The 24,885-nt window shown below is 51.7% G+C and carries 21 protein-coding genes; 19 read left to right on the forward strand and 2 right to left on the reverse strand.

Annotated features, from left to right (window positions below; all coding sequences use genetic code 11):
* The coding region (locus E1757_RS36225; RefSeq protein ID WP_220446507.1) for a hypothetical protein at positions 1–189 on the reverse strand (189 nt) is incomplete at its 3' end.
* Between the two features lie 324 nt (positions 190–513).
* On the opposite strand from E1757_RS36225, the gene E1757_RS18520 reads away from it, so the two are divergent.
* From E1757_RS18520 to E1757_RS18555, 8 genes are all read left to right on the forward strand, one after another.
* The gene (locus E1757_RS18520; protein ID WP_133230792.1) at positions 514–1,731 is read left to right on the forward strand and encodes an aspartate aminotransferase family protein; all 1,218 of its coding nucleotides are present in this window, start codon (positions 514–516) and stop codon (positions 1,729–1,731) included.
* A 797-nt stretch (positions 1,732–2,528) separates the two neighbouring features.
* On the forward strand, positions 2,529–3,725 hold the full coding sequence (locus tag E1757_RS18525; RefSeq protein WP_181956668.1) for a sn-glycerol-1-phosphate dehydrogenase: 1,197 nt from the start codon (positions 2,529–2,531) through the stop codon (positions 3,723–3,725).
* Positions 3,726–3,896: 171 nt separating this feature from the next.
* Complete coding sequence (locus E1757_RS18530; RefSeq protein ID WP_133230798.1) at positions 3,897–4,658, forward strand: DeoR/GlpR family DNA-binding transcription regulator; 762 nt, start codon at positions 3,897–3,899, stop codon at positions 4,656–4,658.
* Positions 4,659–4,701: 43 nt separating this feature from the next.
* Positions 4,702–5,763, forward strand: coding sequence for an ABC transporter ATP-binding protein (locus E1757_RS18535; protein WP_133230800.1), 1,062 nt, complete (start codon positions 4,702–4,704; stop codon positions 5,761–5,763).
* Positions 5,760–6,638 (forward strand): carbohydrate ABC transporter permease, encoded by an 879-nt coding sequence (locus E1757_RS18540; RefSeq protein ID WP_133230803.1) that lies wholly within the window; start codon positions 5,760–5,762, stop codon positions 6,636–6,638. The genes E1757_RS18535 and E1757_RS18540 overlap by 4 nt, the downstream gene beginning before the upstream one ends.
* 207 nt (positions 6,639–6,845) lie before the next feature.
* The gene (locus tag E1757_RS18545; RefSeq protein WP_425464853.1) at positions 6,846–7,586 is read left to right on the forward strand and encodes a carbohydrate ABC transporter permease; all 741 of its coding nucleotides are present in this window, start codon (positions 6,846–6,848) and stop codon (positions 7,584–7,586) included.
* 62 nt (positions 7,587–7,648) lie between these two features.
* A complete protein-coding gene (locus E1757_RS18550; RefSeq protein WP_133231270.1) occupies positions 7,649–8,998 on the forward strand; it encodes an ABC transporter substrate-binding protein in 1,350 nt (449 codons plus the stop codon).
* A 26-nt stretch (positions 8,999–9,024) separates the two neighbouring features.
* Positions 9,025–9,852, forward strand: a complete 828-nt coding sequence (locus E1757_RS18555; RefSeq protein ID WP_165972176.1) for a glycerophosphodiester phosphodiesterase — start codon at positions 9,025–9,027, stop codon at positions 9,850–9,852.
* Positions 9,853–10,000: 148 nt separating this feature from the next.
* Here E1757_RS18555 and E1757_RS18560 read toward each other — a convergent pair whose 3' ends face one another.
* Positions 10,001–11,680: an S-layer homology domain-containing protein gene (locus tag E1757_RS18560; RefSeq protein ID WP_133230811.1), complete on the reverse strand. Its 1,680-nt coding sequence runs from the start codon at positions 11,678–11,680 to the stop codon at positions 10,001–10,003.
* Between the two features lie 173 nt (positions 11,681–11,853).
* Here E1757_RS18560 and E1757_RS18565 point away from each other — a divergent pair, with 173 nt between their 5' ends.
* From E1757_RS18565 to E1757_RS18615, 11 genes are all read left to right on the forward strand, one after another.
* Entirely contained in the window at positions 11,854–12,312 is a 459-nt protein-coding gene (locus tag E1757_RS18565) for a GNAT family N-acetyltransferase (RefSeq protein ID WP_133230814.1), read from the forward strand.
* 276 nt (positions 12,313–12,588) lie between these two features.
* Positions 12,589–14,322 (forward strand): sensor histidine kinase, encoded by a 1,734-nt coding sequence (locus tag E1757_RS18570; protein ID WP_133230817.1) that lies wholly within the window; start codon positions 12,589–12,591, stop codon positions 14,320–14,322.
* Positions 14,323–14,609: 287 nt separating this feature from the next.
* Positions 14,610–15,572, forward strand: a complete 963-nt coding sequence (locus E1757_RS18575) for an ABC transporter permease (RefSeq protein ID WP_246079283.1) — start codon at positions 14,610–14,612, stop codon at positions 15,570–15,572.
* A gap of 12 nt (positions 15,573–15,584) precedes the next feature.
* On the forward strand, positions 15,585–16,478 hold the full coding sequence (locus E1757_RS18580; protein ID WP_133230820.1) for a carbohydrate ABC transporter permease: 894 nt from the start codon (positions 15,585–15,587) through the stop codon (positions 16,476–16,478).
* 37 nt (positions 16,479–16,515) lie between these two features.
* Positions 16,516–18,192: a type 2 periplasmic-binding domain-containing protein gene (locus E1757_RS18585; RefSeq protein WP_133230822.1), complete on the forward strand. Its 1,677-nt coding sequence runs from the start codon at positions 16,516–16,518 to the stop codon at positions 18,190–18,192.
* 99 nt (positions 18,193–18,291) lie between these two features.
* A complete protein-coding gene (locus E1757_RS18590) occupies positions 18,292–19,389 on the forward strand; it encodes a Gfo/Idh/MocA family protein (protein WP_133230825.1) in 1,098 nt (365 codons plus the stop codon).
* Between the two features lie 78 nt (positions 19,390–19,467).
* Positions 19,468–21,087 carry a helix-turn-helix domain-containing protein gene (locus tag E1757_RS18595; RefSeq protein ID WP_133230828.1) on the forward strand — a complete coding sequence of 540 codons (1,620 nt, stop codon included), beginning with the start codon at positions 19,468–19,470 and terminating at the stop codon, positions 21,085–21,087.
* 152 nt (positions 21,088–21,239) lie between these two features.
* Positions 21,240–22,223 carry a Gfo/Idh/MocA family protein gene (locus tag E1757_RS18600; RefSeq protein ID WP_133230831.1) on the forward strand — a complete coding sequence of 328 codons (984 nt, stop codon included), beginning with the start codon at positions 21,240–21,242 and terminating at the stop codon, positions 22,221–22,223.
* A gap of 22 nt (positions 22,224–22,245) precedes the next feature.
* Positions 22,246–23,034, forward strand: a complete 789-nt coding sequence (locus E1757_RS18605) for a phytanoyl-CoA dioxygenase family protein (protein ID WP_133230834.1) — start codon at positions 22,246–22,248, stop codon at positions 23,032–23,034.
* 412 nt (positions 23,035–23,446) lie between these two features.
* The gene (locus E1757_RS18610; protein ID WP_133230836.1) at positions 23,447–23,626 is read left to right on the forward strand and encodes a hypothetical protein; all 180 of its coding nucleotides are present in this window, start codon (positions 23,447–23,449) and stop codon (positions 23,624–23,626) included.
* A gap of 214 nt (positions 23,627–23,840) precedes the next feature.
* Positions 23,841–24,881: an NAD(P)-dependent alcohol dehydrogenase gene (locus E1757_RS18615; protein WP_133231275.1), complete on the forward strand. Its 1,041-nt coding sequence runs from the start codon at positions 23,841–23,843 to the stop codon at positions 24,879–24,881.
* Positions 24,882–24,885 lie beyond the last annotated feature (4 nt).

Below are 24,885 nucleotides of genomic sequence, written 5' to 3' on the forward strand. Positions count from 1 at the left end.
GAGAGATAAAATGTGTGTAACCAACCCACGTATATCAGATTGCTCAACGTCGAAAAGATTTTTGCCTTCACGCTCAGCCTTTAAGCGGAACTTTGTAATGCTTGACATGGAGCCTCTGCGGGTATGACATCCTGGCGAGAGAGCGATTACGTTGGTCACTTCATCGCCATAGGCCAATGAGCCTATCATACCCGCCCCTCCATGTAAAGCATCACAAAGAGTTACTTTTTACTCAAAATTCAAAAAAACGGGGAGCTTCAAGAGACGCTCTTGACAGACCTCGTTCATATCAGAAAAGCTACATCAAAAACACGAATGTATCTTCATCGAAAGGGCTTCGGTCAGAAGCTTTTCTTATAATGTCAGAATTTATATATTTTCAGCGGAGCTGAAGCTTTCAATCATTTCAAGAAAACCTACATATAAATCGTGGATTGCAGATGATTGCATAAAAATATTGTATTTATATACATTAATTTGTATAATTATACGAAATGAATGAGAGGTGATTGCATGCATGTTCAAGGAAGCGCGGAAACCGCACAGCTGCTTCAAGATGCCGATCGATCGATTTTGTTTACGGCAGCGCGTCCGGAGCTTGTCATGGAGCGCGGCGAAGGCATGTATTTGTGGGATACGGAGGGCCATTCGTATCTCGATTTCACCGGCGGCTGGGCTGTAACCTGTTTGGGCCATTCGCCGGCAGTCATCCGGGACGCCTTATCCAGACAGTCGGCGACACTGGTCAATGCGAGCCCGTCGTTTTACAACAAGCCGATGATCGAGTTCGCTCGGCTATTAACCGGGCTGTCGGTGTTTGACAAGGTTTTTTTTGCCAGCAGCGGAGCGGAAGCTAACGAGGGCGCCGTCAAGCTGGCGCGGAAGTACGGCCGCCTTCATCTGGGCGGCGCTTATGACGTCATTACAACGGCCAACGGCTTCCACGGGCGCACGCTGGCTATGATGTCCGCGACCGGCAAGCGGCAGTGGGAGCAGCTGTTTTTGCCGAAGGTGCCGGGTTTTCGGCATGTCCCGTTCAATGATATTGATGCGGCAGTCGCGGCGATGAATCCGAACACCTGCGCGTTTATGCTCGAGCTGGTGCAGGGCGAGGGCGGCGTGCATGCGGCCGATCCCGAATATGTACGCAGACTGCGCCACGTTTGCGACGATTCCGGTATTATGCTAATAATCGACGAAATCCAAACCGGACTCGGGCGTACCGGGAAGCTGTTCGCTTACGAGCATTACGGCATTGAGCCCGATGTGATGACCCTGGGCAAAGGCATCGGCGGCGGGTTTCCGCTTTCGGCAATGCTGGTCAAGGAGCGGTTCAATCTGTTCGAGCCCGGCGATCAGGGCGGAACCTACTCGGGTCAGCCGCTGGCCATGGCCGTCGGTACCGCGGTCGTCCGTGAAATCGTCGGAAAAAACCTCGCCGCTCATGCGGCAAAACAGGGAGCTTATATTTGCGCAGGCTTGCGCGAGCTTTCATCGAAGCACGGGCTCGAGCATATCCGCGGCATGGGCCTGCTGCTTGCTTTCGAGCTGCCGGAAGCAAGGAGCGGCGAGCTCGTGAACGAATGCCGCAAGCTTGGTTTGCTGATCAATGCGCCCAATCCGCAGATGATCCGTCTGATGCCGCCGCTCATCGTAACGAAGCAAGAAATTGATGCTATGCTCGAAAAATTGGCCGCTGCGCTCGGCAGGCTGTTCGTTCAGCCACGATAATAACATTTATTTTGAATTTACTGGCCGGACCCTTTTTGCCTTGTGCAAAAAGGGTCTTTATCGATTGCAAAGAAAGTTTTAACCTTTGCTGTGCCAACCTTGATGAACGTGCCCGTCCTTTAAGGACGGCGAAGCCGTTTATGCTGATCTTAAATAGAAACTATAAAATCTTGCCTGTATGCAGAGCGAAAAGATACCGCTTAGTGTGATCCGCGACTTCGATAGAATGGATGATGGAGACCCGGAAGTGCCCCCGCAATTCGCATGTGAAGCTTGCGGTCGAGCCATGTAACCGGAATACGACAAAGGTGTGCATGGTTGTGAATACCGGATCGAAGACCGGTTAGTAAAAAAAGAGGTAGCAGAAGACACGAGAGTAGAACAGTAAGAGGGTATGGATGTGGGGTGGAAAGTTTACGGGCCGTCTTTGAAGTCGTGTTCTCCCTGCCTAGTCTAATCGAAGGAACACGACTTCAACAACGGCTGTAACCCCACATCTATCCCTCCCAACGCTCAAACGTAAATCCTGCACCAAGACGCCGCAAGGCGCTTATACAAGTTTCATTCGATACTTTGCCGATCCATTTACAAAACATTCATACCGCCGTAACATTCGCATAATGTTAAGTATATATACTCATAAATGAACAAATTCAAGCAAAAGAAAGCCGCATTCAAGCGTGAATGTGATCGGATTTGCGCAATGAACCGCAATGATGGCGCAAATGACCGCGGCTTTCAATTACAACGGGAAAGGAAAAACGAACATGGCAGCTGCGGAATCAAGCAAAATAAACATGCCGTCGGGCGGCGGGCGGGTACGTTCCGCGACCGATGATGTGGATACCATCCTGATCGGAGCGGGGGCCATCGGCGAAGCCGTATTGTATGTGGAGGAACAGGCTTACCGAAGCATTATCGTCGCGGTTGATGCCAATACGTATCCGGCTGCGGGACAACGACTGGAAGAGCTGCTCAGAGCCAAACGCCTAGCGGTTCACGTGACGATTATCAAACCGGACCGTCAAGGGGATGTGATCGCCGACGAAGCGTCGCTCATCCAGCTGCTTCATGATGTAAAGCAGCAGGGCGCGGAAGCCGTGATTGCAGTCGGCGGAGGCACGATTCACGATATTGTCCGATACTGCGCGTATATGGCCGGCATCCCGTTTATTTCGGTGCCTACGGCGCCTTCGGTAGACGGCTTCAACTCCAAGGGGGCGCCCATTCTTATCAGAGGGGAGAAAATTACAATCGCCGCGATCGGTCCGAATGCGATATTCGCCGATCTGGATGTACTGATGAAAGCGCCTTCGGCTTTGACGGCCGCCGGCTTCGGCGACATGCTGGGCAAGTATACGTCATTGTTCGATTGGAGCTTCGGCTCGTTGACGGCCGGAGAGCCATATTCGCTCGCGGCGGCGGAGCGAACGCGGTCAGCCCTGCTGCAATGCGTTAATCAGTCGGAGCTGATTGCACGGAGACAGGAGGAAGGCATCGCCGCCCTGATGAGCGCGCTGATCGAATCCGGTCTCGCCATGCTGTCGTTCGGGCAGTCGCATCCGGCATCCGGCGCGGAGCATCATTTATCGCATTACTGGGAAATGGAGTACATCCGTCTCGGCAAGCGACAGCTGCTCCACGGAGCCAAAGTGGGTGCGGCCTGCGTCGAAATCGCGAGGCTGTACCACCGGATCGCCGACGAAGGAATAGACGGCTGGTCGAATAGCGGCTCGCATGAGCGCGAGAGTCCGGCGGCGGCGGACGCTATTGCAGCCAATTGGCCGCAAATCCGCAAGCATATTGCGGACATCCCCGACAGCGGAACGCTGACAGGACTGCTGCGCGGCATCGGAGGTCCGGCATCCGTCTCGGAGCTTCAAGTAAGCGATGAGCTGCTGGCACGCAGCATGCGCGAGGCGCACCGCGTCCGCATGAACCGCTATACGCTGCTGAGAGCGTACAACGAGCGGGCCAATGCCGCTAACGCATGAGGAGCCGGCTTTTCCCGGTACGCGTTGTGAAATGTATGAACTTTACGATATCTACATACGGGCGTAACACTCCGTTAACGGTTAGTCCGTACAATCGAAATGAACGGAAATGAACATCATCCGATAAAAAAACGCATCCATAAACAACAGTGCGCAAATGGAGGGATGTACTTGCTGGCAGTTCAAAGAAAGATGCGGATTGTGGAATATGTGCGGCAATACCGTACGGCGACGATCGCAGTGCTCGCCAAGGAATTCAACGTACATGAAGCGACGATCCGGCGCGATCTGACGGAAATCGAGCAGGCAGGGCTGCTGAAAAGAACGCATGGCGGCGTCGTTGTAGAGCAGTGGACGCATGACGAGCCTTCTTTTAACGAAAGAAGCAATCAATGCCTCGAGCAAAAGATGAGAATCGGCAAAATGGCCGCGAGTCTGGTCGAGGACGGAGAGAACATCATTATCGATTCCGGGACGACGACGCTGCATATCGCGAGAAATCTCGTGCACCGTTCGAATATTACAGTCGTCACGAACGATATGAACGTCGCCGCGGAGCTGCGCGACGCCCCGCGGATCAAGGTGATTTTGACAGGCGGCGAGCTGTATCCGTCGAGCTACATGCTGAACGGCATGTTCACGGATCATGTGTTGAAGTCGCTGCATGTGGAAAAGGCGTTTATCGGGACGCCGGCCTTGCATCCGCAGCATGGCTTGATGCATCCGGAGGCTCAGCTGGTACCGGCCAAGCAGGGCATGATCCGGGCGGCCAGAGATATTATTGTCGTCACGGACGACAGCAAGCTGGGCAAGCTGTCGCTCCATTCGGTAGCTCCCAACAGCGCAATTCATGCGCTGATCACGGGAGTCGAGGCGGCGGAGTTTACGCTGAAGCCTTTCCGCGACTGGGGTATGCAAGTGTATACCGTATAAATGGTAAGGCTCGAACGGCATCAAAAAAGGAGGGGGTATCGCTTTGGCATCCATCGAGTTTGTGAAAGTAACGAAATCGTTTGACAAGCACGAGGTCATCCCGGCTTTGGATTTACGGATCGAGGACGGGACATTTACCGTGCTGGTAGGACCGTCCGGCTGCGGGAAGACGACGCTGCTCCGCATGATCGCGGGCATCGATCCGCAAACGTCGGGCTCCGTACATATCGACGGCAAGGATGTGACGCGGATTGCGCCGGGGCAAAGAGGCGTTGCGATGGTTTTTCAAAACTATGCGATCTATCCGACCATGTCGGTACGCGAAAACATTGAGTTCGGCTTAAAAAACAACAAGGTGGGCAAGCAGGAACGAACCGAGCTGGTGGAGAGCATCAGCGCCACGGTCGGCTTGTCCGATTATTTGGATCGCAAGCCGTCGACGCTGTCCGGCGGCCAGCGTCAACGGGTAGCATTGGCGCGCGCCATGGTGAAAAAGCCGTCCGTTTTTCTGATGGATGAACCGTTGTCCAATTTGGACGCCAAGCTGAGGGCGCAGATGCGCCTAGAGTTGATAGAGCTGCACAAGAAGCTGGGGACGACGTTCGTTTACGTAACCCACGACCAGGTAGAAGCGATGTCGATGGCCGACACCATCGTGCTTATGAATCGGGGGCTGATCCAGCAGGAGGCTCCGCCGGAAGCCATTTATCGCAGGCCGAACAACCTGTTTGCCGCGCAGTTCATTGGCGTGCCGCCGATGAATATAGGGGATCTGGGTGTGGATGGCGTGAAGTTCGGCTTTCGTCCGGAATGTGCGGTACTATCCGTTGAGCCCGGCGGCGAACGGCATTATTCCGTGCGCGGTACGATTGCGACGAGAGAGATGCTCGGCTCGGAAACGCTGTATCAGGTAAGGGCCGGCGATCATTCCTTTATGGTCAAATGCACGGAGGACCGGTTTATTGTCGATCAACCTGTATGTCTCGGGGTTGCGGCCGCAAATCTGTATTTTTTCGGAGCGGACCAGAACCGGATCGGGGAGGATGACAGCCGGTACGGCGATTATTTGCAAGCGTTGCGAGAGGCGGAAGGGGCATCCGCATGAATAGGAAAACATTATGGGAAACGCTCCGTCCGTATGTCATGATCGCTCCGGCGATGGCAGGCATTTGTCTTTTTGTGATGTACCCGGTCATTTATTTGGTTTATTTGAGCCTTTTCAAATACAATCTGCTGAACAAGGCGAAGAGCAAATTTATAGGGTTGGACAATTACATGCAAATTTTTACGCGCGGCGATTTTTACAAGGCGCTGATGAACACGGTCATTTATTCGGTCGGCGTGGTCGTGCTGACGATGGCACTGTCTCTGCTCATCGCCTTATGGCTGAGTAAAAAAAAGCGCTTCAATGCATTCGTGCAAGCGGGTATTTTTACCCCGCATATCGTGTCCATCGTTTCGATATCGCTTGTATGGCTGTGGCTGATGGAACCGAATCACGGCCTGCTCAATTTTGCGTTGAAGTCGATCGGGCTGCCGCCTTCGACTTGGCTGCAAAGCTCCAGAACGGCGCTCATGTCCGTCATTATCGTTTCCGTATGGCAGGGGATCGGCTATTATACTTTGATTATCGTGGCTGCGCTGCAAAGCATCCCGCCGACCATTTACGAAGCGGCGGCTTTGGATAACGCCAGTAAATTCAAAGTTTTTTACAAAATTACGATCCCGCTCATTTCGCCGCAACTGTTTTTCATCCTGATTATTATGACAATCGGCTCGTTCAAAGTGTTCGATACGGTTAAAGTCATGACGGGAGGGGGGCCCAACGATGCGACAAGCACGATCGTCTACTATATTTACGGATTCAGAACGACGAATATCGGGTACTCGGCTGCGACGGGGGTCGTGTTGATGGCCATCATCGGTCTGCTCACTATTATTTACTTCCGCGTGCTGTCCAGAAAGGTGCATTATCAGTAACGGTCCGAATGAGGCTGTCGATTGAGCTTCGAAGTCATCTCTCTATAGGCTGTTCCCGCAGTTCTTCGTCAGTCTTCGAATGACCATGAAAAAGGGGATTCGTACTTGAAAACATACGATTACAAATCCATAAGCTTCCTGGGACGGGCCGTAGAGACGATCCTGAAAACGGCGGTTTTACTCGTGTTCGTGTTCCCGTTTCTATGGATGATTTCCACCTCGCTGCAAACGTTCCAGGAGACGCTGTCGTTTCCGCCGACGATGATTCCTGCCGTTCCGCAATGGACTAATTTCGCCGCTGCGATGAAAGCCGGACCGTTTATGACCTATGCCAAAAATTCGCTTATCATTACAGTCTCTATTCTGGTGCTGCAGCTGGCCGTAATGATTCCCGCCGCGTACGCGTTCGCCAAATATCGGTTTGCCGGGAAGCCGCTTTTGTTCGGGATGGTACTGCTTGCCTTTATGATCCCCGGTCAAGTAACGTTCATCCCCGTCTATATCATGATGGCCGATTGGGGGCTGATCAAGACGCTGCTGCCGCAAATCATTCCATTTATGTCGAGCGCCTTCGGCATTTTCCTGCTGCGGCAATATTTTATGCAAATTCCGGAGGAACTGATCGAGGCGGCCCGCTTGGACAACGCCAGCGAGTTCAAAATCATTTGGAAGCTCATGATCCCGATGTCCAAAGCGGCGCTCGCTACAATCGCGCTATTCAGCTTTGTCAGCCATTGGAACGATTATTTTTGGCCGCTCATTATGACCGATTCCGCTCCGGTCCGCCCGCTGACGATCGGGATTGCGATGCTCCGCGAGACAGAAGGGATCAGCAACTGGCATATCATTATGGCCGGAAACGTGGTCCTCGTCGTACCGATATTGCTGGTATATCTGTTTTGCTCCAAGCAAATTGTCAAAGCATTCGTGTATTCGGGGATTAAATAAAGCCTGCGTCCAGTCCCTTGCTCCATAAAAATTTGTCATTCACACGAGGAGGAAATATGATGATGAAACAAAAATGGTCCATCCTATTGGCAATACCTATGACACTCAGCCTGCTTGCGGGCTGCAGCGGAGGAGCATCGCAGCCGGCCGCGACCGACAAGCCGGATGCCGCACCCCCCAAGCCCGCCGCAACCGAGCAGCAGGCCAAGCCGGCGGAGCCCGCCAAGAGCGGCGGCAAGACGACCGTACAGTTCTGGCATTCGCTGGGCGGCAAAAACGGCGAGTACATCGACGGCTTGATCAAAAGGTTCAACGATTCGCACCCGGACATCGAAGTAGTAGGAACGTTCCAGGGCGGATATGACGAGACGGTGACGAAGCTGCAGCAGGCAATCGCCTCAAAAACCGCGCCGGACGTCAGCATGCTGGAACGGGCATATATCGAGATGTTTGCCGATGCGGACGTGCTGGAGGACCTGAACCCGCTGCTGAAAGGCTCCAATCTGAGCTCCGATCTGTTCACTCCCGGACTGATGGGCCACTCCACATTTAACAACAAGCTGGTCGCGCTGCCGTTTAACCGGTCAACCCCGATCATGCATATTAACAAAACGATGCTGGACGAGAAAGGGCTCGCCATTCCGACAACGTGGGATGAGCTGAAAAAAGTCGCCGAGGCGCTGGCAATCAAGGAAAACGGCTCTTACAGCCGCTACGGCTTGACGATGCCTTACGATACATGGTATCCGATTGCGATGATTTCCCAGGCTGGGGGCAAGTTTTTCAACGATTCGAACAAGTCGATCGGATTTTACGATAACGGCGTAGGCGCTAAAGTGTTCAACTACTTGAAGCAGCTGCAAAGCACGGGAGGCTTGTATTACCCGCCGGCCCAAGACTCCGGCAATATTACGTCGCAAATGTTCATCAACGGGAAAGTGGGTATTATGTTCGGATCGACAGGCAGCATCGGCAGCCTTGCCGGCGCAGTCAAATTTAACTATGTGACCGCGTTTCTGCCGAAGGATCAAATGTTCGCGACCCCGACGGGAGGGGCTAACGTGGCGATGCTGTCCGGCACCAAAAATAAAGCGGCGGCCTGGGAATTTATGCGCTGGATGGAAACCGACCCGCAGGGCGGCCTGCAGTTTATTTTACAATCCGGATATTTGCCGTTTACGAAGGCGATGGTCGAATCCAAGGAAATGAAGGAGCTATGGACGAAAGAACCGAACCGCAAAGTCGCTTACGATCAGCTGCAGTATGCAGTCGATACGAATAAGGATGTCGCGTGGCCGGAAGTGATGCACGAATTTTTCTCGGCGATCGAAGCGATCATGTACGACAGTAAAAACGTGCAGACGACGTTGGATACGTTCAAGAAGGAAGCTGAGCGGATCTTGAAGAAGTAGTATTTTGAGAAAAGGAGATGACGCTGTTGAGCGCAACCGATCACCAAGCGGCGGAGCCGCGCATTCATTGGCAGGCTCACCAAAGCACGAATGCGGAAATGCCGGAAAATACGATGGCGGCCATGCAGTATGCATGGGAGCTTGGCGGCATTCCGGAAATCGATATCCGGCAGACGGCGGACGGTATTATTATCGGCATGCACGATCCGACGCCGAAGCGGACGACATCGGCGTCCGAAGCCGATCAGGACAGACTGATTGCGGAATGCACCTTCGAGCAGGTTCAAGCCTGGGATGCGGGAATCAAATTCAGCGAAAAGTTCCGCGGCGAAAAGGTACCGGCATTAGAGCAAATATTGGCCGTATTGGCCGGTCATCCGGAACGGGAGCTGTATCTGGATTACAAGCAGGTCGATTTGGAGAAGCTGGCTGAACTTATCGGGCGGTACGGACTTGGCAGGCAAATCATATTTTGCCACCGGGAGCATGAAAACTGCAAGACGATGAAGCGGCTCGCTCCAGCCGTCCGGACGATGCTGTGGATTCCGGATGGAGAGATTGAAGGCAATTTCGCCAATGCGCTTGAAACGGGCTTCGACTCGCTCGATATTATCCAGCTGCATCTGAAGGATGCCGAAGCTGGTGGAGAATGGCGGTATAAAGTCGGACGCGATTATTTGCAGCAAGCGTTAAGCCGATTATCCGAGACGGACCGCGAGCTGGAGGTGCTGCCGTTTCATTTTGACCAAGATTCCCTGTTTGCGCTGCTTGATATCGGAATTCGCCGCTTTGCCGTTGACGAGCCGAAAGTATTCGTGGAAACCCTAAGCCGTTATCGGCAGCGGCAAGTATAACCGATTGCGGAAGGGCTCCCGGTAGTGTACCAACCAGGAGTCGGTCCCGAACAATGTGGAAAGACGCCTCCAAAACCACCATAAAGTGGAGATGGAAGCGTCTTTTCGCATGCAGAAGTTTAAAGATGAATCACAACCGCTCCGGAGATTACTGCTCTTTGACGACTCTCACGTCAGCCGCAGCCTGCTTGCCGCCAGGCATTACAGCCGTAATCGTAAACCGGGTTACGTTGCCGGTCGTATGAACGGTGCCGTCGGAATCGATCGTTACCGTGCCGACCGTTCCATTGGACGAATCACCCAAAATGTCATTGACGATAAAGGTCGTCGCCAATGCAAAGTTATACCGCTGCACTTCATCCTGCTCGTATTCGTTGCCATAGTTGTCCGTTACCTTCATGTCCAGCATGTCGAATGCATTGAATTGGCCGGAATAAACGCCGTTCGTCACCGACAAGGCTTGCACCAAAGAACGGCCTCTAATTTCAACAAGCTCGCCTTTGACGGCTTCGTCTTTCACATTAACCTTGACAGACATTTGCTTGGGGGTTCCCTCCGGCGTGACATAGACGATATCCACTGTCGCCGTACCGGCTTTATTCCCTAATATATAGCCTCTATGATCTGCAGAGACGGCGGTTTTCACAATTGAAGGCACGGAAGAGGTAATGGATTGAATCAGGCCGGGCACGGCCACTTCTTCGCCGGATGCGTTGATCGCTTTAATTTCGATTTCTTTGGCAAATAAGCTGCGCGTCGGATCCTCGGCTTCGGCTCTCGAAGCAAAGCCGTTTTTCCCGGATGCCGATGAGGTGAGTCCGCGGTCGATGACGTTGCTGATATCATACGTATCCGCGATCGTATAGTTCATGCTGCCGGAACCGGTAGCTGAAGCGCCAATGACGAGATTGCGCGTTGCGGACTGGATTTCCGAGTCATTGAGACCGCCCAGCGTTACTTTATAAATGCCGTTGGTCAGCTGACGTGATTTCGCCAAAGAGATGACAGCCGACTTATGATCGTCGGACCATAATACGGTAGCGGGGATATCTGTTCCGTCTTTGCTGAGCGTCAAGGTGGCTCTCGCCGTATCGATCGCTTGGTCCAGCGTTACCTTCACCGCTTGATCGCCGGATGCCTGTACTGTATCCAGCGATACTTTGCCCTGCTGCTGTCCCTGTCCTTGATCTTTACCCGGCTGTTGATCCTGTTGTCCTTGAGCCGCCTGCAGCGAGCCGTAAGCGCCTGTTACAAGGTCGGCCCGGGTAGCTGCGTCGCCGCCGCTCTTGTCCGCAGGGTGGATACCCAATGCCGCAGCTTGCTTCACGGCATCCGCATACCATGGGCTGGCAGCGGTGCTTACCGTGCGGCCGAGTCCTTTGACGAACACCGTATCCAATTGTCCGACGGTCACGTTATCGCCGGGCGCGAACAGGCTGTCCGTCATTCCGTCGATGAGCCCGGCTTTTTTCGCCGCCTCGATATAAGGAATGGCCCAGCCGTTGGCCGCGTCTTCGGCGCGGACATCGGCGAAGCTGGAGGTTTGTAGCGAAGCGTCAACCTGCAGACCGAAGATCAGTGCGGCCACCTTGGCGAATTGGGCACGGGTCATATTTTGCGCGATGCCGAACGTATCGTCCGATACGCCTTCGACAATGCCGCTGGCCAGCAGCGTGCTGATTTTGGATTGCAGTGCCGGGTCGGCGTTGGTTAAGTCTTTATAGTCGGAAACGGATTTGGAGACGGTTGTCGTATCGGCTGCGGCTGCAGATGCAACCATCGAAAAAGCCATGGCTGCAGTGGCAATGAGGATAGCGCTTTTTTTCATAGCTTAAGGTTCTCCTTAGTCTGTTAAAATATGAAACTATCATTTAAATCATACTATTACTGTCATGAAAATGCCAACTTTGGCCGAATAAAAATAATGGAAAGCAGGAAGGATATACCCGTGATCTTGCCGAAGAGATAAGGCCTAAGATTGCACTTAAGGAGAGGAAAGCAATGAAGATTGCCCGACTGAACGAGTCGGACCGGCCGCCCATGCATTTGCTGCTGATGGCGGATCCGTCGCGCAAGCTCGTGGAGGATTATCTCAAGAGAGGCGAATGCTATGTAGCAACGCTGGAAGGAAATCCGCATCCGGTAGGCGTATATGTGCTGCTGCCAACCCGCCCGGAGACGGTGGAAATCGTCAATATTGCGGTTGATGAACGGGAGCAGGGCAAAGGGCTGGGGAAACGGCTCGTGAACGACGCGGTTCAAAGAGCGAGGGAGTCGGGCTTTAAGACGGTGGAAATCGGTACAGGGAATTCGGGCGTCGTTCAGCTGGCGCTTTATCAAAAATGCGGATTCCGGATAACGGGAATCGATAAAGATTTTTTCATACGCCATTATGACGAGCCGATCTATGAAAATGGCATTCAGGTTGTCGATATGGTGCGAATGGCGCAGGATTTATAAGGAACTCGCAAATACGAAGGCGCCGTCGACCCTTTCTTTCCGAAACAGCTCCGGCAGCTGGACGAGATAATGCGCCTGTGCATCTTCGCCCCGTATAGTCGGCTTCTAGCCGAAACGGCTCGCGGCTCCGGTCTACGACGGCCCAGCCGCAGCCTCCTCTTGAATTCATAATCTCCATAATATCAATTATCTTCATACCTCGAATCGGCAATTTTGCAAATATCGACAGTATTCGTATGCGCGCTTCTTTACAATAACTAGTAAAGGGGGCGTAGCATGAAACTGCATAAAAAGCTGATGCTCGTTTATTTTGTGACCATTCTGCTTCCGATTATCGGGTTGACGCAATACTTCCTTAATCAGATGTCCGATTTGATCATCCGGTATGTTTCAGATTCGTATCAGAAAATATTAACCCAATCCAGCAGCGGAATTTATTATAATATCAGGTTTTACGAAAGCATCCTCGATAATCTGACGGTTTCGGAGACCGTTCAGGATGTGCTCACCCATCCGGATGTATATCGGGAGAAGGGCGTCTACATTATGAACCGGGAAATTTCCCGTTCGGTCCGGTTTATTCAAGCCCATCAGGCGACCGACGTGGAGAGCATCGAATTTTACTCCGCTTCGCCCGATATGATATCGGATGGAGTTTACTTGTTTCCGTTCGACAGGCTGCAGCGTGTGCTCGGCATGACGGAAATTCCGGATTCCAAGTTTTGGAGACTCGAATATTCGAAAGACAAGTACTTTTATGCGCTCGTGCGCCCGATTCATAGCATCGGCGAATTTCAGAAGATCGGTTACATCAAGCTTACGGTTCAGATTCCTTCGATCACCTATGTTCAGGAGATAGCGGACAACCCCTCAATCCCGGGCGGGAGCTTCATTATCGCCGACAGTACGGGAAGGGTCATGTTCCATCCCGATGAGAATATGCTGGACCGTCAGCTGCCGGAGGAAATCACGAACCGGACCAGCGAGCGGCTGAGCAGCGAGTCGGAGCTTAGTATGGACATTCATGGAACCGCTTACGTCATGTGGTACCGTAAACTGCAGAATGTGGACTGGACCGCGTATTTGCTCGTGCCGAAAGATTCGATCCAACTCAAGGTCAAGGAAATGCGGCAAACGATCATTACGGCGGCGTTTATATGCTCGGTTATTTTTTCCTTGATGACGCTGCTCGTTACCCGTCGATTGACACGGGGCATTCGGCGGCTCCATGCAAAAGTGTCTCGTGCCGGCAGGGGGGTGCTGTTCACAGACCGCCGGACTACGGCGAAAGGCGATGAAATAACAGGGCTGGAGCGCAGCTTTGACAATATGCTCGATAATTTGCGGGAACTGATTCACGAGAATTACGTGGAGAAGCTGGAGCGGCGGGAAATGGAGTTCAATTTCTTGCAAACTCAGATCAATCCGCATTTTCTGTACAATACGCTGGATGCGATCAAAAATGAAATCGACATGGACGAGAAGCAAAAGGCGATTCGGATGGTCGTCTCGCTGGCCGATCTTTTCCGTATTTCCGTATCGAAGGGAAGCAACATGATCAGGTTCAATGAAGAGTTTTACCACGCGAAATGCTATCTTCAAATTCATGAAATCCGGTTCGGCACCAAATATACCGTCGAGTGGGACATTGATCCTCGGCTCCCGCATCTTTATACCTTAAAAATCATCCTTCAGCCTCTCCTGGAGAATGCTATCCAGCACGGACTAAAGGATGTACGGGACGGTAAAATCGTCGTCAAAGGAAAGCACGCGAACGAGGAGTCGGTCATCATCACGGTACAAGATAACGGGGTCGGCATGACGAAGGAGCAGGCTGCCGCTCTGCTGCAGAACAGCTCCTCGCCGAAAGGGATCGGACTGTTCAACGTGAACAGCCGGATCCGTATGTACTTCGGAAACGAATACGGTTTGTCCGTTCAGTCGGAGCGAGGAAAAGGGACGGAAATCATGTTGAAATTGCCGATCAAGGAGAGCGGAGAGCATGAATAGTTGTTTGCGTCGAGGTTTTCGCCAAGGCCCGGCGCCATGTGCAGGCACCTGTCCGATATTCCATGGACCTGCGGATGCAAAAAAAAGTGATACCTCATCGTAAATATTTGGACTTTCGGTTCCTGACAATGCGCCGCTATGATAAGTATGTAAGCGTAAACAACAAGAACGGCGGTACGATGCCAATACCTTGAATGAAAGAAACTCGCGTATGCCGTGACTTTTTTCAGGGGGTGACGAACCCAAATCAATGCGAATCAACTGGGGGAGAGGAGGCAGCGCAATCTATGTTACCCATGACCGAACCGGCATCGAAGGCCGAGAGCCGGCCTTCGGACAATTTTCGGCGAATCTTATGGAAGCGGATTTGGCAGCATAAAATATTTTACCTCTTCATGATTCCCGGCATCGTGTGGTTTTTTATATTCTCCTACGTCCCGCTCTTCGGGATTCAAGTGGCGTTCCGCAATTATACGTTTAACGGAGGCTTCACCGGAAGTCCATGGGCAGGTCTGAAGTACTTCCGGCAATTTTTCGACTATTACCAATCGACGGAAATCATCCGCAACACGATCGTTATCAGCTTGATGAAGCTAGGCATCGGATTCCCGATGCCGATCATTCTGGCGGTTCTTTTGAACGAAGTATACAGGATGAAATTTAAGAAGGTTGTGCAGACACTTTCTTATTTGCCGCATTTCGTTTCGTGGGTTGTCGTGGTAACCCTGATGCAGCGTCTGCTTTCCGTGTACGGAGGGCCGGTTAACGACCTGCTTGCCTCGTTCGGTTTGGAACGTGTCCAATTTCTATATAACACGGCATGGTTTTATCAAATGATCGTAGGTTCGGACATCTGGAAAAATATCGGCTGGAACTCCATCATCTATATAGCAGCTATCGCCGGGATCGATCAACAGTTGTATGAAGCCGCCAAGATTGACGGTGCGAGCCGATTCCGGCAAGTTTGGCACGTAACGCTTCCCGGTATCCGCAACATTGCTGTGATCCTTTTCATTCTGGCCGTAGGCGGTTTAATGAGCGCAGGCTACGAACAGCTTCTTCTGCTCAACGGCCCTGCGACGGCCAGGATCGGCAGCGTTCTCGACGTGCATGTCATTACCTCGGGCATTAATGAAGGGCGTCTGAGCTATGCTGCCGCCGTCGGTCTCTTCCAGAGCATTATCGGACTTTTGATGATTTTGACGGTCAATCGAATCGCTCGCAAAGTCAGCGACATATCCTTGTTCTAGAAAGGTGATGAGATGAAACGCGATCTGAAATTTTTCAACCTGCTCAATTACATGATTCTGACGTTGGTCGCTTTCTCCATGGTCTATCCTTTCATCTACATCCTGGTGTATTCGCTTAACGACGGGAAGGATTCGATGCAAGGCGCTCTTTATTTCTGGCCGCGGCAGTTCACGCTTGATAACTATGCGCAGGTGTTCAACAACCCGAACATCTGGCAGGCCTACAAAATTACGCTGCTCCGCACGGTCATCGGAACGTTCCTGCATGTGCTGCTTTGTACGCTTATGGCGTACGCGCTCGCCAAGCGGTCACTGCCGGGCAGGACGTTCTTCACCTTCTACATTTTCTTGCCGACGATCTTCAGTGCGGGCTTCATTCCGTATTTTATCACGCTGCAGAAGCTGCATCTGATCAACACGTTCTGGGTATATATCATTCCGCTGCTGTTCAACTTCATTCACATTGTGATCATCAGGACATTTCTGCAGGGGATTCCGGAGGAACTGGAGGAGTCGGCGAAGATCGACGGCTATGGGGATTTCATGATTTTCATCAATATCATCCTGCCGCTGTCCGGTCCGGTGCTGGCAACGATCGGTTTGTTCATCGGTGTGACGCATTGGAACGATTGGTTCACAGGTACCTATTATGTATCCGACAAAAATCTGATTCCCGTGCAGACGCTGCTGCAGCAAATGCTTACCGAAGCGGATGCGCTTTCGAATTCCATGCAGCGGGCGTCTCAGCAAGGCGGGCAGACGATCAGCGAAACTGCCACAGGCTTCACTCCCGAATCGCTTCGTATGGCTCTGCTGGTCATCACCGTCTTCCCGATTCTGTGCGTGTACCCGTTCCTGCAAAAATATTTCGTCAAAGGCGTCATGCTCGGTTCCGTGAAAGGATAAGGCCGAAAGGCTATTCAAGATTGCAAGGAGGGTTCATATGAGAAAACTGTGGTCAAAAGGCGCATATATCGTCGTTGCCGTTACGCTGGCCGGATCATTGGCGGCCTGTACCGACCAGGAACCGACGTCGTCCACAACCAAGAAGAACACCGATGACACGGCCAAACCGGATGCGGGGGCCAACAAAGAGGTAACGCTCAAGGTGCTGCATAACTGGAACGGTTCCAGCGGCGCCGAGAATGAGATGAATGCCATATCAAAGGTGATCAAGGAGAAAACGGGTGTAACCGTCCAATGGTCGTATACGAAAGGCAGCGAAGTCGAGAAAGTGAATACGATCTTCGCAACCCAGGACTTGCCGGACATTTATACCGGTCCCGCCTGGAGCGGTGAATTGGACGGCATTGTTAAGGCGGCGACGGAAGGGCAGCTGGTGGACATCTCCGGCAAACTGGCCAATTACCCGAATTTAGCCAAGGAAATCGCCAAGGAGAACGTGCCGCCAGCCTTGTATGAGAAGGCGATCGACGCGTATGGCGGCAAAAAATATTTGCTGTACCAAGGACATCCCGCAACCGCCGAGGACGGCAAGGATTGGCTGTATGGCTTCTATATCCGCAAGGATATTGCCGAGAAGCTCAATGTCGATCCGCAATCGGTCAAGACGAAGAGCGACCTGTATAACCTCTTTAAGAAAATCAAGGACGCAGGCCTGAAGGAAAGCGGCCAGCCGGTCATTCCTTTCGGAGGGTTCCATAACGGCTGGGCGGTTAACATCGGCGATACGATGTTCTACAGCTCCAGCTTCCCGGATAAAGGCGACGGTACGTTCGAAAATTATTTCTTTACGAAGGCGTATGACGAGTACACGCTATATTATCGGAAGCTGATTTCCGAGGGGCTGCTCGATCCCGAGGCGTTTACCCAGACAGATCCGATCGCCAACGAGAAGGTGAATCAAGGACGCATAGCCGTACTGGCCGCTCACTATCCGGCTATTCTCGACGCATCGAAGGAATATGTCAAAACACATCCCGGCAGCAGCTACGTACCGATCGGTCCGCTGGAAAGAGCGGGCGCAGACGCAAGCCGTCCGGCTGATCTGGTCATTCAGGGCGGCAACGTGACGGCGATCACGAAGAAATGCAAAGATGTCGATGCTGCGCTGCGCTTGCTCGATTACCTTGCTTCCGACGAAGGGTTCAGGCTGGTCCGTTACGGTGTACAAGGCGTTCATTGGGATATGCAGAACGGCAAGCCGACCGCCAAGAAGGAATGGTTCGACAAGTTCGTGAACGATAATACCGGCAAAGCGAAAAAAAACGAAGGCATTAACATCGGGTTCCAGTCTTTGACCGGTCTGGATCGCATTAACTCGAAGGCAGGCGGCGATATATGGGCCGACGAGGGATATTTGGCGGATATGGAGAAAGCGCGCAAAATCCTGCGTCCTAATGGCATTAAAGTCATCTCCGCTTATAATCCGGCGGATGTCATCACTAAAGCTCCGACATGGGAGACCTTGAAGCCGTCCATGGATAAAATCAACGACGTCTGGAAGGAAGCCATCTTCGCTAAATCCGACGAAGCCGCCCTCCGTGTGTTAAACGACCTGCGAAATCAAATGATCAAGACAGGCTACAATGAGGCGATAAAGTACACGAACGATGCTTTGAAAGGCAAAGAAGTATTGAAGTTCCGAATGCCGAACTAAGGACGACGATTTATTTTCACAATTAAAAGATACATGGATCGAAATCATTTATTATGAAGCGCAACTGATTCGCGTATTCTAAACTGGGAGTGTTGCCAAATGGGCAAAAAATTACGAATCGGTATCATCGGTACGGGCGGAATAGCAGGCGTGCACATGAAAGCCTACAAACAGTTTGACGATGTTGAGATTGTCGGAGGCGCCGATATTGTTCCCGGTAAGGCGAAGGCATTTTTGGAGCAATGGGAATTGCCTGAAGCAAAGGCTTTCAACAGTGCCGAACAATTGATAAAAAATGTAGAAATGGATGGCGTGACCGTTTGTACATATAACACGACCCATGCTGAGTGCGTTATCGCTGCATTGGAAGCGGGCATACATGTACAGTGCGAGAAGCCGATGTCATTTACACTGCAGGAAGCTGCAGATATGGTGAAGGCTTCGCGCAAAGCCGGCAAGATTTTGACCATCGGTTTCCAGCCGAGGTACAGTTACATGCGAAAAAAAGTAGATGACATCATTGCCTCGGGAGCGTTGGGAAAAATTTATTACATTCAGAGCGGGGGCGGCCGCAGGCGAGGGATCCCGGCGGGTACGTTCGTGGATGGCAAGAAGGCTGGTTACGGCTGTTTGGGCGATATCGGATGTTATTCCATCGACCAGTGTCTGCATGCCGTAAAATACCCCAAGCCTTTGACCGTATCAGCGATTGCGACGGACTATTTCGGTAAAAATCCGAAATATTGGGAGGATGCGGAATCATTCGATGTAGACGACTTTTCCGTGGCCTTGGTGCGTATGGAAGGCGACGTTACGTTCGTATTCAAGCAGGCATGGGCGATGCATGCCGATTCCTTGGGAGATACGCTCTGGCTGGGGACAGAGGGGGGCATCAAAATCGTAAACGGCTTCGATTATGCCAATAAACCTTCGCGTGTCATGCTCTTTACCGATGTGAACGGTCAGCAAGTGGATAGTTACGTGCTGCCGTCTCATCCCTTCAACGCTTATGAAGGAACGCAAGAGAATGATCCTTTCACTGCGAAGGTGCGCGATTTTTGCGACGCGATCATTCACGGACGTCCGGCTCCGATTCCAGGGGAGGAAATTATTTATAACCAGGCAATCTGCGACGGGATATACCGTTCCGCCAAGCTTAAAAGAGAAGTTGAAATTGAGATGCCGAGCTTTCTCTAAAAGCGCGAACAACGATCCGCCTGCGAATTTCGAACGTGCGTCAGTTCAAACCCCTTCCGATATTGAAAGGAGATCATTATGTACCGTCTGTTACTGGTGGAAGACGAAATGTCCACGAGAAAATGGTTGACGCACAAGATTGAGTGGGAAACATTCGGTTTTCAGATCATCGGAGTTGCCGAGGACGGTGAAATGGCATGGGCGCAAATTCAGGAAGATCCTAACATCGATGTCGTGATGACGGATGTCAGGATGCCGCATATGGACGGCATTGAATTGATCAGCCGTATACGCAGCGCCGCTCTTGATATTGAGGTGCTCATTTCCAGCGGATACGGTGAATTCGATTATGCACAAAAAGCGATCAGGCTCGGCGTTGCCGTATATTTGTTAAAACCGGTTACGAAAGAACAGCTGAAGCTGGAGTTTGAACGTCTGAAGATAGAACTGGATGAAAAGCATATGCGGAAAAATGAGCTGCTGGAGGCTGGACGAATCCGCAAGGAAAAAGAGAGCTTGACCAAAACGGAAATATTTCAAAGATGTCTCGTTCAGGAAGAGGAGATGCCGGAGCTTGCCCAGAGACTGGAACTTTTGGATAAACGTTTTCTGCGCAGCCCTTATTTGACGATCGTCGCTTCGATCGATCATTACAGCCATTTTACAATGAGTTACAGCATGAAGGATCAAAGGCTTTGCAGCTTTATTGTGATGAATATTTTAAGTGAAATTACCCAGTCCTACCAGCCGCTGGAAGCTGTTTTTCTGGAGCCTAACCGGCATGTGTTTTTTATCCCTTTGAACGGCGGGAAGTGTGCCGCAGATTATACTCGGGAGCTGGGCTATCAATTCCAACAGGCCTTGAAAAAATATTTGAAGGTGTTCGATATTACGATTTCCGTAGGCGGAAGCGGGCCCGTGGACGGAGCGGAAGGTCTTATCGACGGGTACCGACAAGCGGTTAAAGCGCTGGAGCACAAGTTTTTCACGGGCGTAGCTTCGATTATTAACCGATGTGAGCTGACGGTATGGGATGAACAATGTCAGTATTCGCTCGATTGGGAGAAAAGGATTATTTCGGAATTGAAGCGGAACGATATTGTCAGCGCTTACGATGAATTGGACCGTTTTTTTGATCTTTACACAAGACAGGGTACGGCGGAGGGAGTCCGCTGGGTGGCAGGGGAACTGCTGACCAACATTACCAAGCAGTTAACCGATCTGAAATCGGTTCATGTAAACAGCGAAAGGATGCGCAAGCTGCTCAATGAGCTGGAGCAAATGGAGACGCTTGTCGAGCTTAAAGTGAAAATGAAGCAGTTGATCCGATTTATCGAAAGCATGTTCGAGGTTGACAGTCTGAAGCTGAGTCCTGTAGCCAAAGGAATTGAATATATTAAACTGAACTTGAACAGAGACTTATCGCTGCAGGAGGTGGCTGAATACGCCGGGATCAGTCCCTCTTATTTCAGCACGCTATTCAAGCAGGAGCAGGGACGGAATTTTATCGAATATGTGATCTCTTTGCGCATGGAAGAAGCGCGGGAAATTTTGGAGAAAACACAGTTGACGATCATTGAAATCGGGGAAAAGATCGGCTATCGCAACTATCGCTATTTTACAAGGGTGTTCAAGGAACATGTCGGTTTAACGCCAAGCCAGTATCGCGATAAGGTGATCAAAAAGCTAACAGGATAAATCGGCCTGAAAGAGCTGTCATCGATTTGAACGCTTTGAATAAAAGTGATACATGATCCAATCAATTTAGACTTTTGTAAGAAAGACAAAGCCAGCATAATGATATTATAGGATGCATTTCATGAACTCAAACGATGATGGGAGGATTCGAAATGGTGAGAGTAGCAATGTTGAGCAAATGGCATGTTCATGCGCAAGGCTATGCTGAATATTTACAATCTCTTGAAAACGTAACGATTACCGCCGTGTGGGATGAAGCTGCAGATAGGGGAAAAGAGTGGGCCGGACAATTGGGTGCCGACTTTGAAGCCGACCTGAACACGCTGCTGAAGCGGGAGGATGTCGACGGTGTTGTTGTCGATGCGCCTACAAGCATGCACGCTGAAGTGATGGTTGCGGCGGCGAATGCAGGCAAGCATATTTTTACGGAAAAAGCGATGGCGCTGACAACCAGGGAATGTGAAGAGATTTCCGCTGCCGTCGAAAAGGCGGGTGTGAAGTTCTGCATTTCCTTTCCGGCACGCACAAGGCCCCATCATTTATTTGCCAAGCAGCTGATTGATGAGGGTTTCATCGGCGACGTAACCTTGCTGCGTATTCGCAACGGGCATGACGGGGCGCTTAAAAACTGGCTGCCCGATTACTGGTATGACGAGAAAACGGCAGGCGGGGGGGCGATGATGGACCTCGGCTGCCATCCGATGTATTTGGCCAGTTGGCTGTTAGGGAAGCCTAAGCGGATCAATTCCATGTTTAACTATTTCACGAACCGCAAGGTCGAGGATAATGCGCAGTGCTCGATTGAATTCGCCAACAATGCGGTAGCCATACTTGAGACGAGTCTCGTTACATATAGAACGCCGGCCGGCTTTGAAATGTACGGAACAGACGGGACGTTGATCATTCATGGCAACGATGTCAAGCTGTCTTCAAACAAGCTGGAAGCGCCATTTGGCGGTTGGATCACGCCCGCGAAGCTGCCTGAAGCGCTGCCGCCCGCACTCAACCAATGGGTGGACGGCATTTTGCATGACAAACCGATTTTGTTCGGGCTGGAGGATGGGACGAAGCTGACGGAGCTGCTGGAAACGGCTTACATTGCTCACAGGGAAAAAAGAACAGTCGATTTTAAATAACGAATTTTTAGGAGGAATGTGCATGCTAAGTCCGATTTCCCAGGCGGGAGAGTTTACCGATCTCGACCGGTTTATGTTTGAATCATGGGGATATATTATCATTCCCGATGTTTTAAACAAAGAGGAAGTCAAAGGCTGCCTGGAGGCTTCGATCCGAATTCATGAAAAAGCGGGAACGACGGGCTGGGCGCAGGTTGGCCAAGGCCATGAAAGCGAGCCTGCGCTGGAAAGCTTGATCGATCACCCGGCCATATTGCCGAAGGTGAGAGCGCTTTACGGAGACCGGTTCGTTTTGCAATCGGCGTGGTGCACGAAGCAGCCCGCGCGCGGAGGGATGGGCGGCTGGCATCAGGACGGCTCGGGCGCGTATAATTTCAATAAGCTGGGTTACCCGATCCCGTTAATTCAGCTTCGGGCTTCCTATTTATTGACGGATCAATCGGAGCCGCGCACCGGCAATATGCAGATGGTGCCGGGAAGCCACCGCAGCCAGGCTCCGATGCCCGATTCGATCCGCCGGGAGCGCGGCGACTTACCGATCGGACAGGTGATATGCGCCAATGCCGGCTCAGCCATTTTGTTTCATAATGCCGTATGGCACCGCACTTATGCGCATGATCTCGATTACGACCGCTACACGATGCACTATATATACAGCCCGCCTTGGGTTCGCTGCTCCGACCGGTTTGAAAACTCAAAGGAATTTTTACAGCGAACGACACCGATGCGCCGCTATTTAATGGGTGAGTTTGAGAGGCCCGATGCGCCTTTCGGCCAGTCCTACGATGTGCCCGATGAGTTTAAGAAGTAGCGGTGATCCGCATTGTAAATTGATTGTTACGCTATCAAACCGAATAACTGCTGAAAGAAAGATTTGAACGTTGTTAAAGGCTGTCTCAAAGGTCATTTTTGAATTTCCATCCCCTCACTCAGATATGAATTTGCATGTAAAAAGCCGCTTCCATCCCCACTTATATCGTGGTGTGGAGGCGGCTTTGCATATTTTTTTGGACTGTATCACCAGTTTGATACCCCTTATAAGAAGCCCCTTTTCCAGTTGTAACATGACTGGCCGGCGGAAGTCCGACATATCTGCCCAGAGGAGTTGGGTCAGGCATTTTATATTTGAATTGCCGGAAAGGCTCCTGTAAACTGAATGTAACCGCTAACGGACCTGGCGGAGTACGGATGTTCTTGAATTTATTCCTGGAAGGACCTGAAAGATGAAGCTGGCGTTATTCCTTATATTGCTGCTGCTGTACCCCTTATTTTTGCATTGGGTCAAAATTACGGACCTGAGGGTGATCCCGCTTTTCGCCCCTTACGCGCTGGGCGTGCTATCGATCACGATTATTATAACGGGCATAGTGGAGTTTATCGCCAAAAAGATAAAGAAGCCGTAAATTTGTGGCAAGGAAATCATGAAATGTCGTTGAAATTTTCCAGTCGCAGGTATACAATACAAATGTATATTGTTCTGTAATACCGTTTGTTGTTTTATATTATAAAACAGAAATCAAATTGTTTCCGGAAAGGAGATCGTTTCATTTGTCGAATGTAAACGCAAACATCAGTGCGGCCGGAGCGGCTGCCGGCGATTTGACCGTCCCGTCGGTCATGAAGGCTGCCGTGATGACAAAGCCGTTCGAAATCGAGCTCGTCGAGCTTCCGGTTCCGCCTGTCGGTCCCGACGAAGTATTGGTCAAAGTGATGGCCGTAGGTGTCTGCGGCTCGGATCTCCATTATTACGAGCATGGCCGCATCGGTCCGTATGTAGTTAAAAAGCCGATTATTCTCGGCCACGAATGTGCGGGCGTCGTTGTTGCCTGCGGGGAGAAGGCGAACCGCTTCGCTCCCGGAGACCGGGTTGCGATCGAGCCCGGCGTGACGTGCGGCCGCTGCGACGCCTGCAAGCAGGGCCGGTACAATTTATGTCCGGATGTGCAATTTTTGGCGACACCTCCGGTAGACGGAGCTTTTGTACAGTATATCGTGCACCGCGAAGATTTTCTGTTCCCGATTCCCGATCATTTGTCTTACGAGGAAGCGGCGCTGAACGAGCCTTTTTCCGTCGGTATTCACGCATTGAAGCGGGCAGGCTTCCAGCCGGGACAAACTGTGGCGATTATCGGCATGGGACCGGTCGGCCTGATGGCCGTTGCCGCGGCCAAATCGTTCGGCGCAAGCCGTATCATCGTCAGCGACGTGGAAACGAACCGGATGAAAGCGGCCGAAGCGCTCGGCGCGACGGACTCCGTACCGGCCGGCGATCAGGCGGCCGCGGAGATCGTCCGGCTGACAGGCGGTCTCGGCGTCGATGTCGCGTTGGAGACTGCCGGGCATCCGCGGGCGTTGAAAACCGCGCTCAGCTCGCTTTGCCGCGGCGGGAAGCTGGCGATCGTCGGCCTGCCGCCGGTAGATGAGGTAGGCTTCCAGGTACCTTTTATTTGCGATAACGAGATCGATATTTACGGTATTTTCCGTTATGCGAATACGTATCCGCAAGGGATTCAATTTTTATCGTCGGGCCTGCTCGATATTCAGACGATGATTACGGACCGGTACCCGTTGGAGCAGACGAAGGAAGCTTTGGAACGGGCGCGGACCAATAAGGCGGGCAGTCTGAAGGTCATGGTTTACCCGAACCCGACAGCTTAAGGAG

Source organism: Paenibacillus piri (assembly GCF_004354045.1).
GTDB classification, from domain to species: Bacteria; Bacillota; Bacilli; order Paenibacillales; family NBRC-103111; genus Paenibacillus_S; species Paenibacillus_S piri.

Bases quoted from the DNA above. Each gene is read 5' to 3' on its own strand.
- E1757_RS18580 (WP_133230820.1), top strand. From the start codon at position 15,585: ATGAAACGCGATCTGAAATTTTTCAACCTGCTCAATTACATGATTCTG.
- E1757_RS18575 (WP_246079283.1), top strand. From the start codon at position 14,610: ATGTTACCCATGACCGAACCGGCATCGAAGGCCGAGAGCCGGCCTTCG.
- E1757_RS18570 (WP_133230817.1), top strand. From the start codon at position 12,589: ATGAAACTGCATAAAAAGCTGATGCTCGTTTATTTTGTGACCATTCTG.
- E1757_RS18565 (WP_133230814.1), top strand. From the start codon at position 11,854: ATGAAGATTGCCCGACTGAACGAGTCGGACCGGCCGCCCATGCATTTG.
- E1757_RS18595 (WP_133230828.1), top strand. From the start codon at position 19,468: ATGTACCGTCTGTTACTGGTGGAAGACGAAATGTCCACGAGAAAATGG.
- E1757_RS18605 (WP_133230834.1), top strand. From the start codon at position 22,246: ATGCTAAGTCCGATTTCCCAGGCGGGAGAGTTTACCGATCTCGACCGG.
- E1757_RS18590 (WP_133230825.1), top strand. From the start codon at position 18,292: ATGGGCAAAAAATTACGAATCGGTATCATCGGTACGGGCGGAATAGCA.
- E1757_RS18615 (WP_133231275.1), top strand. From the start codon at position 23,841: ATGAAGGCTGCCGTGATGACAAAGCCGTTCGAAATCGAGCTCGTCGAG.
- E1757_RS18520 (WP_133230792.1), top strand. From the start codon at position 514: ATGCATGTTCAAGGAAGCGCGGAAACCGCACAGCTGCTTCAAGATGCC.
- E1757_RS18525 (WP_181956668.1), top strand. From the start codon at position 2,529: ATGCCGTCGGGCGGCGGGCGGGTACGTTCCGCGACCGATGATGTGGAT.
- E1757_RS18610 (WP_133230836.1), top strand. From the start codon at position 23,447: ATGAAGCTGGCGTTATTCCTTATATTGCTGCTGCTGTACCCCTTATTT.
- E1757_RS18545 (WP_425464853.1), top strand. From the start codon at position 6,846: ATGATTTCCACCTCGCTGCAAACGTTCCAGGAGACGCTGTCGTTTCCG.
- E1757_RS18560 (WP_133230811.1), bottom strand. From the start codon at position 11,680: ATGAAAAAAAGCGCTATCCTCATTGCCACTGCAGCCATGGCTTTTTCG.
- E1757_RS18600 (WP_133230831.1), top strand. From the start codon at position 21,240: ATGGTGAGAGTAGCAATGTTGAGCAAATGGCATGTTCATGCGCAAGGC.
- E1757_RS18550 (WP_133231270.1), top strand. From the start codon at position 7,649: ATGAAACAAAAATGGTCCATCCTATTGGCAATACCTATGACACTCAGC.
- E1757_RS18585 (WP_133230822.1), top strand. From the start codon at position 16,516: ATGAGAAAACTGTGGTCAAAAGGCGCATATATCGTCGTTGCCGTTACG.
- E1757_RS18540 (WP_133230803.1), top strand. From the start codon at position 5,760: ATGAATAGGAAAACATTATGGGAAACGCTCCGTCCGTATGTCATGATC.